This window comes from Clostridium amylolyticum (assembly GCF_900142075.1).
GTDB classification, from domain to species: domain Bacteria; phylum Bacillota; class Clostridia; order Clostridiales; family Clostridiaceae; genus Clostridium_AA; species Clostridium_AA amylolyticum.
On sequence record NZ_FQZO01000002.1, the window covers coordinates 391,790 to 406,439 of the forward strand.

Annotated in this window: 11 protein-coding genes; 3 read left to right on the plus strand and 8 right to left on the minus strand. The window is 34.6% G+C overall.

Going from position 1 to position 14,650, the window contains the following annotated elements:
• The first annotated feature begins 31 nt into the window (after positions 1-31).
• The 3 genes from pbp4b (at position 32) to nagZ (ending at position 5,869) form a co-directional block, all read left to right on the plus strand.
• The gene (pbp4b, locus tag BUA82_RS06390) at positions 32-2,494 is read left to right on the plus strand and encodes a penicillin binding protein PBP4B (RefSeq protein ID WP_073005771.1); all 2,463 of its coding nucleotides are present in this window, start codon (positions 32-34) and stop codon (positions 2,492-2,494) included.
• 170 nt (positions 2,495-2,664) lie between these two features.
• Positions 2,665-3,945: an exo-beta-N-acetylmuramidase NamZ family protein gene (locus BUA82_RS06395; protein ID WP_073005774.1), complete on the plus strand. Its 1,281-nt coding sequence runs from the start codon at positions 2,665-2,667 to the stop codon at positions 3,943-3,945.
• 19 nt (positions 3,946-3,964) lie between these two features.
• Positions 3,965-5,869 (plus strand): beta-N-acetylhexosaminidase, encoded by a 1,905-nt coding sequence (nagZ, locus tag BUA82_RS06400; protein ID WP_073005777.1) that lies wholly within the window; start codon positions 3,965-3,967, stop codon positions 5,867-5,869.
• Positions 5,870-5,902: 33 nt separating this feature from the next.
• Here nagZ and BUA82_RS06405 read toward each other — a convergent pair whose 3' ends face one another.
• The 8 genes from BUA82_RS06405 to rbsK all read right to left on the minus strand — a co-directional run bounded on the left by BUA82_RS06405 (position 5,903) and on the right by rbsK (position 14,588).
• Positions 5,903-7,348 (minus strand): DEAD/DEAH box helicase, encoded by a 1,446-nt coding sequence (locus BUA82_RS06405; protein WP_073005779.1) that lies wholly within the window; start codon positions 7,346-7,348, stop codon positions 5,903-5,905.
• A gap of 217 nt (positions 7,349-7,565) precedes the next feature.
• Positions 7,566-8,462, minus strand: coding sequence for a DegV family protein (locus BUA82_RS06410; RefSeq protein ID WP_073005782.1), 897 nt, complete (start codon positions 8,460-8,462; stop codon positions 7,566-7,568).
• A gap of 251 nt (positions 8,463-8,713) precedes the next feature.
• On the minus strand, positions 8,714-9,709 hold the full coding sequence (locus BUA82_RS06415) for a LacI family DNA-binding transcriptional regulator (RefSeq protein WP_073005784.1): 996 nt from the start codon (positions 9,707-9,709) through the stop codon (positions 8,714-8,716).
• Positions 9,710-9,826: 117 nt separating this feature from the next.
• Positions 9,827-10,747: a ribose ABC transporter substrate-binding protein RbsB gene (rbsB, locus tag BUA82_RS06420; protein WP_073005786.1), complete on the minus strand. Its 921-nt coding sequence runs from the start codon at positions 10,745-10,747 to the stop codon at positions 9,827-9,829.
• A 28-nt stretch (positions 10,748-10,775) separates the two neighbouring features.
• Entirely contained in the window at positions 10,776-11,708 is a 933-nt protein-coding gene (locus BUA82_RS06425) for an ABC transporter permease subunit (RefSeq protein WP_073005789.1), read from the minus strand.
• A gap of 40 nt (positions 11,709-11,748) precedes the next feature.
• Positions 11,749-13,248 (minus strand): sugar ABC transporter ATP-binding protein, encoded by a 1,500-nt coding sequence (locus tag BUA82_RS06430; protein ID WP_073005791.1) that lies wholly within the window; start codon positions 13,246-13,248, stop codon positions 11,749-11,751.
• Between the two features lie 12 nt (positions 13,249-13,260).
• Positions 13,261-13,656, minus strand: coding sequence for a D-ribose pyranase (gene rbsD, locus BUA82_RS06435; protein WP_073005793.1), 396 nt, complete (start codon positions 13,654-13,656; stop codon positions 13,261-13,263).
• Positions 13,657-13,658: 2 nt separating this feature from the next.
• Positions 13,659-14,588, minus strand: a complete 930-nt coding sequence (gene rbsK / locus BUA82_RS06440) for a ribokinase (RefSeq protein ID WP_073005796.1) — start codon at positions 14,586-14,588, stop codon at positions 13,659-13,661.
• Positions 14,589-14,650: the final 62 nt, after the last annotated feature.

Sequence of the window (14,650 nt, forward strand, 5' to 3'; positions counted from 1 at the left end):
ATTTATTATTTTAAGGAGGTATGGGGTAAAAATGATTAACACAAGAAGGCTGACAGCACTTTTATTGACTGCGGCTTTAACCATTAATGGACCTTTAATTGCAAAAGCATCTGCTTTACAATCCAGCTACAAAAGTATAAGCAGCGGAAAGGCACTTATAGAAAATATGGATGAATCTAAAGTAAAAGCGCAATTTTCTAAAGAAAAACTTCAAGAGTTAGATAATTTTATCAACAAAGAAGTGGAAGAAGGCTTTCCCGGAGCTGTACTCATGGTGGTTAAGGACGGTACTATAGTTAAGAATACCGCTTATGGCTATAAGAAAAAATGGAGTAAAAACGAACTTTTAACTTCTCCTGAGAAGATGACTACTGATACAATGTTTGATGTAGCTTCTATTACTAAGATGATGAGTACTAACTTAGCTCTTCAGAAGCTGGTTAGTGAAGGCAAGCTAGATATAGATGCTCCAGTTTCTAAATATATTCCTGAGTTCAAGGATTCCCCAGAGGATCCTATAAAGGGTAAAAGTAAAGTTACTATAAGAAATGTATTAAATCACACTGCTGGTTTTGCTCCAGAAGTTAGATTTTTCGATAACTATAAAGCCGGAAAGTTTTATTCCCAAGATAGAAGTACTACTTTAAAGCTTATACCTCAGGTTCCCCTAACCTACGAAACTGGTTCAAAGATTCTTTACAGCGACACGGATTATATGTTGTTAGGACTAATAATAGAAAGAATCACAGGGATGAGGCAGGATGAGTACGTAGAAAATCAAATATATAAACCTCTAGGTCTTAAAAATACCATGTATAATCCTCTTAAAAAAGGTTTTAACCCTGAAGATACAGCTGCTACAGAGAGAAATGGTAACACTAGAGATTATTCTATCCCTTTATTTAACAATATTAGAGAGTACACCCTTCAAGGGGAGGTTCATGATGAAAAAGCTTGGTATTCCATGGGAGGGCTTTCTGGTCATGCTGGCTTATTCTCCACTGCCAAGGATTTATCTGTATTAAGTCAGCTTGTCTTAAATGGAGGAAGCTATAACTCTGTAAAGATATTTGATAGAGATACTTTAGCTGAGTTTACAAAACCCTCAGATAAAGATATAACCTATGGACTTGGCTGGGATAGGCAGGGAGACTGGAGAAAAATATGGGAATTCGGCCCTTATGCCAGTCATCTTACCATTGGACATACAGGATGGACTGGATGTGCATTAAATATAGACCCTGTAAACAACATGGCAGTAATACTACTAACTAATATGAGGCATTCCCCTACAGTATTAAATAACTTTGAAGGCTCTAAATGGGAAACCGGAAGATATGGAAGCATTATGTCCAAAGTATATGAAGCTTTCATGGAAAACAGAGAAACAGTTAAGAAGGACAGAAGTAAAGAAGTCACAGAGGCTGCTTCTGAAGATGCTTCTCAAGTGTCTATGAAGTTTCCTGAAGATGATCTTACTACAAGGGTGTTTGCTAGAAACAGACGTGTATTCAAAGGTTATAAAGGAAGAGGAAGTATCATAGTAGAAAATCATGGTGCTGCTAATGCTGAACTTTATGTAAACGGCAAAAAAGTTGATATTTCCAAAGCGCTTAAAGATCCTCAAGGAAAAGCTTCTATAGATATAAGCACTTATGTGGTGGATGGACAGAACTCACTAAAGGTGCTTGATATTGAGCCTGATGAAAGCTATCTAAATGTTAGGGTTGCATATCCTGAACTAGTAAAAGGTAAAGCTAAAGAAGCAGGTATTAATGAAAAGGCCTTTCTACAAGTAGAAAAGCAAGTAGACAAAATATTAAAAGATATTCCCGCTTCATTAACTATAATTAAAAACGGAAAATTAATAAAACAATCCCTTTATGAAAAAAGCATTAAAGATAAGAACTCTTTAGAGGAACTAGTCCCTAAACTTACTGCTAATTTGGCTATTAGTAAACTTTCCAGCGAAAACTTATTAAATTTAGACAGCAGCCTAAATTCTTTATTGCCTGAAGAAGCATCCATAAAGGATAGTTCTGTAACTCTGAGACAGTATATGGCTGAAAATGACCCTAACTATGCTTTGCTTATTAAGATTATTGAAAAGGCTAGTAAAAACAACTTTAAAACCTATTCTGAAGAAAATATCTACAAACCCTTAGGTATTAATAATAAAGTAAACACCGAAACCGCCTTGGCTGTTTTAAGCCAAACTATGTTAAACAGAGGAGGTTATGGAGGAGTAAGACTGTTCCCTGGGGAAACTTTAGATCAACTGATAAAACCTTCAAATCACAATTCCAACAGAGGTTATGGCTGGGACAGAAAAACCGTAAACTATCTATCTTATGAAATAAAAGAGGACAATGGCACAAGAATAATAATTGACCCTCTTAATGATATGGCAGTGATAATAAAAATCTTGGATAAGAAAAATATAAATAATGAACTTTATGACACTATCCTTAAAAGTCTTTATGAAACCCTTTAATATTTATCTAAATATAAGATAAATTTAATGTGACTTGCAAAAATATACCTATAACTGTTACTGTTACTGTTACTGCATTTTAATATTAAATCAGAAACTTTAAATCATAAAACTAGGGCTTAATGCTAATTACTATAAATTTATTAATTGTATGTTCAAGGAGGACTATCATGAAAAAATCATTAAAGATACTTTCTGCAGCTATAGGAGTAGTGACTTTATTAAGCGTAAGCTATGTTGGCTTTAATGTTGAAGCTAAACAAAAAGTTAAGAAACCGAAGGTTACTTTGGGAATAGATAATTTAGATAAGCATATGAATATATTTAAGAACAAAAAGGTTGGTCTTATTACAAATCCCTCTGGCATGGATAGTAACTTTAAGAGTTCCATAGACGTTCTTTATGAAAAAACTAAATTAACCACCTTGTTTGCAGCTGAACACGGCATTAGAGGAAACGCCCAAGCTGGCTCTAGCGTGGGTGATGCTGTGGACGAAGTTACAGGACTTCCAGTATACAGCCTTTACGGCTCTACCAAAAAGCCTGCCCCAGAAATGCTTAAAGATGTGGATATTCTCGCTTATGATATGCAGGATGTAGGGGCTAGATTTTATACTTATATAAATACTTTAGCCTATGCCATGCAGGCAGCGGCTGAAAACAATAAAACCTTAGTAGTTTTTGATAGACCTAATCCCGTAGGGGGCAACCAAGTGCAAGGTACCATATTGGATCCTGCTTTCAGTTCCTTTGTAGGTATGTATCCTATAGTTCAAAGATATGGTCTTACCATAGGTGAATATGCTAGATATATCAACGAAACTCAAAATATTAACTGCAAATTAGAGGTTATCCCTATGGAAGGATGGACCAGAGGCATGTATTATGATGATACAGAGTTAAAAACCTGGGTAATGCCTTCTCCTAACATGCCTACTTTAGATACTGCTATAGTATATACCGGAACCTGTGTATTTGAAGGTACTAATGTATCTGAAGGAAGAGGAACCACACGTCCCTTCGAACTTATTGGAGCCCCTTGGATAGATCCTCTTAAATTAGCAGAAAAGCTTAATTCCTTAGAGCTTCCTGGTGCAAAATTTAGGGCGGCTTCCTTTACACCTACTTTTTCTAAATACGGTCCTGTTTTTGATAAGAATGGCAACAGAACTAAGAATGCAGAAGTATGTGGAGGAGTGCAAGTATACGTTACAGATAGAGAGGAGTTCAACTCAGTAAAAACCGGTATTGCCATGTTATATACCATAAGAGATATGTACCCAGATAAATTTCAATACCTGTCCACTAATTTCATAGATAAGCTTGTAGGCAATAGTTATGTTAGAGAAGGAAAATATAATTTAGAAGAATTGTTTAAAATAATAGATAAAGAATCTGAAGAATTTAAAAAGTCTACAGAAAAGTACTATATTTACAAGAAAACTAAGTAAGATATCAAAGGAGGTATTAATGTTGAAAAGAAAGGGATTTCTCAGTATAACCCTTAGCACTTTATTTGCTTTGTCTACAACTTTTGGAGCTTCAGCTTCAAGCATTCCTAATACTTCAGATAAAGATAACTTAGATAATATAATAAACTCTATGACTTTAGAAGAAAAAATAGGACAAATGCTTATGCCTGACTTTAGATATTGGGGAAAAGATTCTCAAGGCAACTCCATTCCCTTTACAGTTATGAACGAGCAAGTGGGAAATATAATAAAAAAATATCACCTTGGTGGAGTAATACTTTTTAAAGAAAACGTAGCTAATACAGAGCAAACCACTCGTCTTGTAAATGGACTTCAAAAAGCATCAGATATTCCTCTTTTGATAACCATCGATCAAGAAGGAGGTCTTGTAACTAGACTTCAAACCGGCACTAATATGCCTGGCAATATGGCTCTAGGAGCTGCTCATGATTTAAATATCACAGAAAAAGTGGGTAAAGCTATGGGAGAAGAGCTTAATGCTTTAGGTATAAATGTAAATTTTGCTCCTGTCCTTGATGTAAATGTAAACCCTGAAAATCCCGTTATAGGAATACGCTCTTTTGGGGGAGATCCTCAATTAGTAGCAAATCAAGGTTATGCCTATATAAAAGGACTTCAAAGCACTGGTGTGGCAGCCACTGCCAAGCATTTTCCAGGCCATGGGGATACAGCTACAGATACCCACTTAGGTGTATCCGTAGTTAGTCACAGCTTAGAGCAATTAGAAACCATAGATTTTATACCTTTTAAAAAAGCTATTGATGAAGGTATTGATATGATTATGACTGCTCATGTAACTGTTCCAGCTTTAGACAATGATAAAACCATTTCTAAAAAGGATGGAACTGAAGTAGGTATACCTGCTACCCTTTCAAAGAAAATCCTTACTAGTGTCCTTCGTGAAAAGTTAGGATTTAATGGTGTAATAGTAACGGATGCCATGAACATGAAAGCTATTTCAGATCATTTTGGCAAAACTGAAGCAGTGATAAAAGCTATTAATGCAGGAACAGATATTGTGCTTATGCCAGTATCTGTATGGAATGAATCCGCTGAATCAGAGCTTAATGATCTATTCAATATAATCTTAGCTTCAGTAAAAAATGGTACTATATCAGAAAATAGAATAAATGAATCCGTAAGAAGAATAATTGCCATGAAGATTAAAAGAGGTATTATAGGGCAAGAAGATACCAGAACTCTAGAAGAAAAAATTGCTAATGCTAATAATGTAGTGGGAAGCAAAGAAAATAAAAGAATAGAGAAAATAGCTGCAGAAAAAGCTATGACATTAATTAAAAATGATAATAAAACCCTTCCCTTCAAGCTTCAAAAGAATAAAAAACTCTTAATTATAGGCTACGGAAAAAGCCGTGTGGATTTAATGACTTTAGCTCTTAAAGACATAATGAAAGAAACCGGTAAGACAATACAATATTCTACACTGGATTATTCTTCTTCAGGTCCAGAAATTCCATCAGATTTTAAAAAAGCTATAGATGAGGCTGACAGTATAATACTTGGTACCCTTAATCTTAAGGTAGTGCCTGGAAAAGAAGCCTCTGCTTCAAAAGCTGATAGATTAGCTAAGGCTATTACTGAATATGCTGCCACAAAGAATAAACCTCTAGCAGTAATGTCTTATAGAAATCCTTATGATGCGGCTTATCTTCCAGCAGCTAAAGCAGTAATTGCAGTATATGGCCCTACAGGCTATGATATAACTTCTGGAAGCAACGCCTCTCTACCCATTAACATTCCTGTAGGTATGAGAACCATCTTTGGACTTGTGAATCCTAACGGAAAACTTCCAGTGGCAATACCTACTGCAGACGGAAAAGGAACTTTATATCCTATAGGGTATGGAATTAGTTATAAATAAAAGATGCCAGGCACATGCCTGGCACTTTTCATTTTATTCTCTAGCTTTTTGCACCTTAAGCTGCTTACCTTTTACTGTAGTATTTCTCATTGCTTGAAGTACCATGGGTCCCTTACCATTTAATATTTCCACATAAGAAATATTGTCCTGAATATCGATTATTCCTATATCCTCTGCAGTTACGCCCTGAATATTTGAAATAGTTCCCACAAAATCTACCGCTCTAATTTTCTTTTTCTTACCACCATTAAAGTATATCTTCATTATCCCTTTATTAAGTTCTTCACTTTTATCCTTCTTAAGCTTAGGCCTTTTGTTGATTTTCTCTGTGAATTCCTCTTTTGCCGCTATTACCTCTTCTTTACTTGGAACATTTAATTTAGCTATTTCAAAACCAATATATGCTTCAATTTGTCTTAAAAACCTATCTTCATAAGGAGTTAAGAAGGTTAAAGCCTTACCTTTTTTACCCGCACGACCTGTTCTTCCTATCCTATGAACATAGCTTTCTTTTTCTAAAGGAATATCATAGTTTATTACTAGATTAACGCTATCCACATCTATGCCTCTAGCTGCTACATCTGTAGTTACTAGGCATAAGAATTTACCTTGCTTAAAGCCTTTCATGACAGCTAGCCTGTCATTTTGCATAAGCCCGCCATGGAGCTTTTCACAAGGATAACCCATAGCATTAAGCTTGTCATAAACATTATCCACTTGATCCTTAGTTCTACAAAAAACCATAGAGCTATCAGGGTTCTCCATAATCATTATATTTTTAAGTAATTTAAATTTGTCTTCTTCTTTAACTTCGTAAATAAAATGCTCTACATCCATAGATGCAATACTAGAAGATTCTATTTCTATATTAACTGGTTCCTTCATGTATTTAACACACAATCTTTTTATATCCTCAGGAACAGTGGCAGAAAATAGCATATTAATCCTATTCCTAGGCATTGCTTTTATTATAGCCTCCACTTGATCAATAAATCCCATGTTAAGCATCTCATCAGCTTCATCTATAATAAGATATTTAATGTCATCTAATACCAACGTTTCTCTTTTTATATGATCCATTACTCTACCTGGGGTTCCAATTACTATATGAGTTTTTTGTTTTAATTCTCTTTGCTGCTGTGAAAAAGGCTGTTTGCCAAATACAGCTACAGCTTTAATCCTTTTAAATCTCCCTATATTAGTTATATCTTCTTTTATCTGTACAGCTAATTCTCTTGTGGGAGTAAGCACTAATGCTTGAGGCTTATTTTCTTCCCATATAATCCTTTCACAAAGAGGTATGCCAAAAGAGGCGGTTTTTCCACTGCCAGTTTGTGATTGCACCACCATATCCTTTCCTTCTAAAGCTACAGGTATGACCTTTTCCTGAACTTCTGTAGGTGTTTCATATTTTAGCCCCATAATAGCCCTTAATATTTCTTCACTTAAATTATATTTATTAAAATTAGTATTATCCATTTAATTACCTCGTTTTATTTTATATTTTCCCAATATTATGTTGTTTATTCTACATCAATAAGTAATAACTCATGTGTCTGCCATTGTTAACAAAAAATACTTTGCCATGTTAATTATGGCAAAGTATTTTAATTATTACTATATAACCACTGAATATTAGTATAAATTTAAATGGGTTTCTTCATGCCATATGAAATAACTCATATGGCTGCCATTATTAAATATTAACATCAATTATATGGTTTTGTCTATGCTTGCCTACAAAGAATACCGCAAGAGCTCCGGGGCCTCCATAGGTACCCACCACTGGGCCTATAAAGTTTATCATCACTTCTTTAACTGGTACTTCCTTTAAAATGATCTCTTTAAGCTTTATAGCATCAGCTTCTGAATCTCCATGGCATATGGTTACCATCATGTCTTCTGAGTTTTCAATTTTATCTATTACAAACTTAGCTAGTTCATTGATGCCGGCTTTTCTACCTTTAGCCTTGCGTATAGCAATTACTTTTCCTTCATCATTGAGGGTAAGGACAGGCTTTATATGAAATAGTGATCCTACAACAGCAGCAGCAGTGGAAATTCTTCCACCTCTTTTTAAATGATTAAGATCGTCCACTATTATATAGGTGTTTAGACTAAGTTTAGTATCTTCTAAATACTTAATTACTTCTTCAAAGCTTGCGCCGTTTTCTTGCATTTCTACAGCCTTCATTACCATAAGTCCTTGTCCTAAGGAAGCTGTTAAAATGTCCACTATCTCTAATGTTGCTTCAGGATATTCATCAAGTATCATATTCTTTGCTATATTGGCACTGTTATAGGTTCCACTAAGTCCTGAAGAAACGCATATATAAAGAATCTTCTTTTGCTGTTTTATAATGTCTTCAAAAACTTTATAATAAGCATCTGCATTAGGCTGAGAGGTTTTTGGTATATCTCCTTTTCTCATACCCTCATAAAAGTCTTTATAATTTAAGCTTAAACCAAAGTCATCCCTATACTCTTTTTCTTGAAAGGTGCAAGTTAAACTTACATAAGGTATTTTCTTACTTTCCATATAATCTCTAGGCAAATCACAACAAGAGTCTGTGATAATTATATATTCATTCATATTATATTCCCCCAACATTGATAAAGTAGCTATTACTTAATTTTTTCTGCAAAATCATCTAAAATAATTTGAGCTACATTTTTAATAGCTAGCTTTACACTATGATTTTTATTACTATTATTATTTCACAAAATTCGACTCATATGTTGTTTTTTTTAAAAATATTTTTGAAAAAAAGTGCCAGGCAAGTGACAAATGACAAATTGAATTTTACTCCCAACTTGTCACTTGTCACTTGCCTGGCACCCTATCTACGCAGTACCTCTTATAACTAATTTAGGTTCAAAATAGATTTGCTCTTGCTCCACTTTCCCATTAATTACACTAGTTAGAAGTTTGCATGCCGATTGTCCCATTTCATAAATAGGTTGGGCTATGGTAGTTAGCTCAGGTTCAGTAAATTCTGTAAGCGTAATATTATCAAAGCCCATTACCCTTATATCCTTTGGAACATTATATCCTTTTCTTAAAAGATATTTTATTCCTCCTAAAGCCATCATATCATTACTATATAGTATTGCATCCACATCTTTTAAGTTGTTTAAAAGTTCTTCTGTAGCTTTCATTCCGCCATCTAGGGTTAGTCTAGTTTCAAAAACCCAGCTGGGATCATACAGTCCATATTGCTTCATCGCTTCTTTATAACCGTTTAACCTTTGCAATGAAACCTGTATCTTTTGTGGTCCCATAACAAATGCTATTCTTTTATTGCCTTTATCATAAAGATATTTTACTCCTTTAATAACTCCCTCTTTATTATTACAGTATACCCCATAAGCATCTTCATAACCCTCTATATACCTGTCCACAAGCACAAAAGGAACATTATTATTTATAAGATAAGACAAATTCTTATCGCTTTTTCCTCCTGCTGCAAATATCACTCCGTCAACTAGTTTACTTATAAGAAGCTTAACATACTTTTCTTCCTTATCTATATTATTATCACTATTACAAAATATTACATTATAATCTAATTCACTGGCAGTATCTTCTATAGCCCTTGCTATCTCTGAAAAAAACGGGTTTAAAATGTCTGGAAGTATTATTCCAATGGTACCTGTTTTTCTAGTACTTAAGCTTGTGGCTACTGAGTTCTTAATATATCCCATATCTTCCGCCGCAGCCCATATTTTTTCTTTAGTTTCTTCGCTAATGCTTCCATCTTTTTTGCTTAAAACCATGGATACAGTAGCTTTCGAAACTCCTACCTTGTTAGCTATATCCATCATAGTTGTTTTTCTCATGCTTATCCCTCACGCAATTCCAGTTTATTTAATTTTAACACATACTTTAAAGAAAAGATTTTTTTATATAAAACAATCCAGGAAATATTTTTCCTGGATTGCCTAAAATCTAATATACTATTTTGCAACTAATTCTAGGTCAACAGGAATTTCTTTAGCCACAGTTTCACCTTTTATAACTTTAACTGCATTTTCTACTGCCATGGAACCCATTAAACCTGGTTGCTGAGCTATGGTAGCGCTCATATCTCCACTTTCTACTGCTTTTTTAGCATCATCATTTCCATCAAATCCTACTATTATAGCTTTTTTGTTGGCTGCTTTTAAAGCCTTTGCAGCTCCTAGAGCCATTTCATCGTTATGGGCGAATATAGCATCAAAGCTAGGAGTAGCTTGAATTATATTTTCCATTACGTTTAATCCCTTTTGTCTGTCAAAGTCAGCTGCCTGGCTTGCAACTACCTTAACTCCATCTTTTCCGTCTACACCCTTGTGGAAGCCTTGACCTCTGTCACGAGTAGCTGAAGCACCGGGTATTCCTTGAAGTTCAACTATGTTTGCTTTTCCATTAAGTTTATCTAATATAAATTTGGCTGCCATTTCTCCACCTTTAACATTATCTGATGCTACGTGAGAAACTACCTCTCCACCATTGGACTTTCTATCTACAGTTAACACAGGAATCTTTGCAGTATTAGCTACACCTACTGCATTTACTACAGCATCGCTATCTGTTGGGTTTATTATTAAAGCAGCTACGCCTTTTTGAACCAGGTCTTCTACGTTGGATCTTTCTTTTGCAGCATCGTTGGAAGAATCAAGTACTACTAACTCATATCCCAGTTCCTTAGCCTTTTTCTCTGCTCCTTCCTTCATGGAAACGAAGAAAGGATTATTTTGTGTAGAAATTACCATTCCAATCTTTTTACTCTTTGCAGGCTCTCCTGCTTTCTGATCTTTAGGTGTACATCCTGCTAATACCCCTGCTACCATAAGACCTGTTACTACTAAAGATAATAGTTTTCTGTTCCTTTTCATTTTTTGTTCCTCCCTTTTATTTTTAATATTATTTATTATTTTTCTTGTCTACCAGTACTGCCAATAAAATTACTGCACCCTTAACGATGGATTGATAGAAAGGGGATACATTTAATAAGTTTAAGGCATTGTTTAATACTCCAATGATAACTGCACCTATTATAGTACCAAGTATCTGACCTTCTCCTCCAGCTAGAGATGTTCCTCCTAGAACTACTGCGGCTATGGCATCTAGTTCAAAGCCACTTCCAGAGTTAGGTGAAGCTGAACCTATTCTACTAGTTACTATAACACCGCTTATGGCTGCTGTTATTCCTGAAATCATGTATACTAAGTTTTTAATTTTATTAGTGCTTATACCTGAAAGTCTAGCTGAATCTTCATTTCCTCCAATAGCATATACATATCTTCCAAATCTTGTTTGAGTGATAACATAGGCTGCAATGATGAACACTAAAATCATAAATATAACCGGTAATGGTAGTCCTACTAGCTTTTTATTTCCTATAATCATAAAGCTGTTTCCTAAGCCTGAAATGGGGTTACCACCGGTAAAAACATAGGTTACTCCCCTAAATATAGTCATAGTTGCTAAAGTTGCGATAAAAGCTTGTATTTTCCCTCTAGCTACTATAAATCCATTTAAGTAACCAATAGCTGCACCAATAATTATAGCTACTGCCACCGCTGCCAATACGTTTACATTTCCCTTAACCATATAAGCTGCTACGGCTCCAGAAATTGCTACAATGGAACCTACTGAAAGGTCAATTCCACCGGTTAATATAACAAAGGTCATACCTAAGGCAATAATTGCATTTACTGAAACCTGAGTAAGTACATTAGTAATATTCCCTAAAGTTAAAAATCTAGGCGCAATTATTGAAACTATTAAACATAATATTATCAGTCCAACTAAAGACTTGTACTTCATGAGAAAGCTTTTAAAATCTAACTTCATATCTATCTCTCCTTATTTTATATAAGATGCAAATTGTATTTTAAACTCCTATAGCAAATTTCATAATACTTTCTTGAGTTGCTTTGCTTCGTGGCAGCTCTCCTGTAAGCTTTCCTTCATGCATTACCAGAACTCTATCACATACTCCTAAAATTTCTGGCATATCTGATGAAATCATAATTACTGCTTTTCCTGAACTCTTAAGCTCATTAAGTACTTCATATATTTCTTTTTTAGCTCCTACATCTATTCCCTTAGTAGGTTCATCTATTATTAAAACCTTAGGAGATAGCATAAGCCATTTAGCCAGTATTACTTTTTGTTGATTACCTCCGCTTAGATTTTTAATCCTTTGTTCCTGATGAGGTGTTTTTATAGAAAGCTTTTTAATAAATTTGTCTACATCTTCTTTTTCGGCTTTTTTATCTATTTTCATGGTCTTGTTTTCATAGTTTTCAAGGTTAGACAAGGTCATATTCTCTCTTACAGATAAACCTAATACAAGCCCTTCTTTTTTTCTATCCTCAGATAAATAACAAATTCCTTGATTAATAGCATCTTTTGGGGATTTGATATCTACTTCTTTTCCTTCTATAATAACTTTTCCTTGGCTTTTGCTGTACTCTCCAAATATAGTTTTGGCAAGCTCTGTTCTACCAGCCCCCATAAGTCCAGCTATACCCAATATTTCCCCTGCTTTTACTTCAAAAGAAATATCTTTCAGCTTATCTTTAAGCTCTAAACCTTTAACTTCCATAACCACTTTTTTCTTGTCAACTTCTCTATATGGAAACTGTTCTTCTAACTTTCTCCCTACCATCATGGCTATAAGATCATCTTTAGTAACATTAGAGGTATCAGCCTCCCCCACATATTTACCATCTCTAAGCACTGTAACCCTATCACAAATCTGAAATATCTCATCCATACGATGGGAAATATATATGATGGCAATGCCTTTATCTTTAAGTTTTCTAATAACCTTAAATAGATTCTCAGTTTCTACATCAGTAAGAGCTGTGGTAGGTTCATCCATAACGATTATGCTGGAGTTTTTAGATATAGCTTTTACAATTTCAAGCATTTGCATTTCTCCAACATTTATGTCTTTTACTAAGGTATCTGGATCTACCTTACTGCCTATTTGCTCTAGAAAGCTAACGCATCTTTCTCTCATAACCTTTTTGTTAACTCTTCTGGTTACATTAGAAAACTTTTCATTTCCTAAGAATAAATTTTCAGCTACGGTAAGATTAGGGAGAACACTAAGTTCTTGATGAATTATGGAGATACCCAGCTTTTCTGCCTGTTTTATACCCTTAATATCTACATTTTCACCATCTATAATTATTTCTCCTTGGTCTTTTATATATACTCCACTTAATATCTTCATTAAAGTAGATTTTCCTGCTCCATTTTCTCCTAACAGAGCCAATACCTCTCCCCTATGCACTCTTAAACTTACCTCTTCAAGAGCTTTTACACCTGGGAAGGATTTTGATATATTTTTCATTTCTAATATAGGTTTTATATCCTTCATGGTAAATCCTCCTTAGAAAACCACTCCTGATTTTAATATTATATTTGCATATGGTGTTTGCTCACCTGTGCGCACTACAGCTTTACACTTCTTCAAATTGTCTTTTAACTCTTCATGACTAATCCAAGTAACCTTTACATTACCTATAACCTCTAGTATTTTTTTATATAATTCTGGACTTACTTCCTTGGTTTCCGATGCCAGTAATATTTCTTCTACTTGTAATTCCAAAAGCACTGCTTCAAGGGTTTGTAAAAATCCTGGTATGTTTTTTATAAGTGCTATATCTATTCTGTTTGTTTCATCAGGTATAGGAAGCCCACAATCACCAATAGCTAGCATATCCGTATGCCCCATTCTTGAAATTACCGCTGATATATCTGAATTTAGTAATGCTGTTTTTCTCACGTTTATTCCTCCCCGTATATTTTAAGAACTTCTTCTAATGTTGGGATTGATGGCTGAGCACCTTTTCTTTGTACTGCTATAGATGATACCTTATTTCCAAAGGCTATGGCGGATTTTAAGTTTTCATAGTACAACGCTTTGCTATTAAGCTTGCTGCTTAATGCTCCTATAAAGCTATCTCCAGCAGCAGTGGTATCTACGGCTTCCACCTTATAAGCAGGCACCATATCACAAGCTTCATGGCTTATAATGGCCGCTCCTTTTTCTCCCATGGTGATAATGACATATTTAACACCTTGATTTAGAAGCATTTCACCCGCCTTATGTGCACTTTCTAAGTCTACAACTTTAACTTTTGTAAGTTCTAAGGCTTCTGTCTCATTGGGAACTATAATATCTGTATATTTTAAAAGCTCTTGAGGGATCTCTTTTGCTGGCGCAGGATTTAGAATGGTTGTAACCCCACACTGTTTTGCAAACTTAAATGCCTCTATAGTTTTATCAATGGAAGTTTCAAATTGAGCCACTAATACATCACTATCTTTTATTACTTCTTTAGTCTTTTCTAACTCTTCTTCACTTATTCCCATATTTGCTCCAGGAATAACTATTATGGAGTTATCTCCTTCATCATTTACTGTGATAATGGCGGTTCCTGTAGTCCTTTGCTCATCTTGAAATACATAATCTACGCTTATACCATCATTTGCAAGTTCTTTTACTAGCCTGTTGCCGTTATCATCTTTGCCAACTTTTCCTAACATATATACTTCAGAGCCTGTTCTTCTAGCTGCTACAGCTTGATTCGCACCTTTTCCTCCAGGTACATTAACTAAATCATCGCCAATTATGGTTTGTCCTACCTTAGGCATATTATTAACTTTCACAACTATATCTATATTTAAACTTCCCAGTACACAAACCTTATTCATTTTCTTCACCTTCACTTATTATTTTTGTTTAACCGGTTTACTTAACCGGTTAATTAGATTAT

What these genes read in the sequence shown, in the direction of transcription:
- pbp4b (WP_073005771.1), top strand. Translation starts at nt 32, where the DNA reads ATGATTAACACAAGAAGGCTGACAGCACTTTTATTGACTGCGGCTTTA.
- BUA82_RS06395 (WP_073005774.1), top strand. Translation starts at nt 2,665, where the DNA reads ATGAAAAAATCATTAAAGATACTTTCTGCAGCTATAGGAGTAGTGACT.
- nagZ (WP_073005777.1), top strand. Translation starts at nt 3,965, where the DNA reads ATGTTGAAAAGAAAGGGATTTCTCAGTATAACCCTTAGCACTTTATTT.
- BUA82_RS06405 (WP_073005779.1), bottom strand. Translation starts at nt 7,348, where the DNA reads ATGGATAATACTAATTTTAATAAATATAATTTAAGTGAAGAAATATTA.
- BUA82_RS06410 (WP_073005782.1), bottom strand. Translation starts at nt 8,462, where the DNA reads ATGAATGAATATATAATTATCACAGACTCTTGTTGTGATTTGCCTAGA.
- BUA82_RS06415 (WP_073005784.1), bottom strand. Translation starts at nt 9,709, where the DNA reads ATGAGAAAAACAACTATGATGGATATAGCTAACAAGGTAGGAGTTTCG.
- rbsB (WP_073005786.1), bottom strand. Translation starts at nt 10,747, where the DNA reads ATGAAAAGGAACAGAAAACTATTATCTTTAGTAGTAACAGGTCTTATG.
- BUA82_RS06425 (WP_073005789.1), bottom strand. Translation starts at nt 11,708, where the DNA reads ATGAAGTTAGATTTTAAAAGCTTTCTCATGAAGTACAAGTCTTTAGTT.
- BUA82_RS06430 (WP_073005791.1), bottom strand. Translation starts at nt 13,248, where the DNA reads ATGAAGGATATAAAACCTATATTAGAAATGAAAAATATATCAAAATCC.
- rbsK (WP_073005796.1), bottom strand. Translation starts at nt 14,588, where the DNA reads ATGAATAAGGTTTGTGTACTGGGAAGTTTAAATATAGATATAGTTGTG.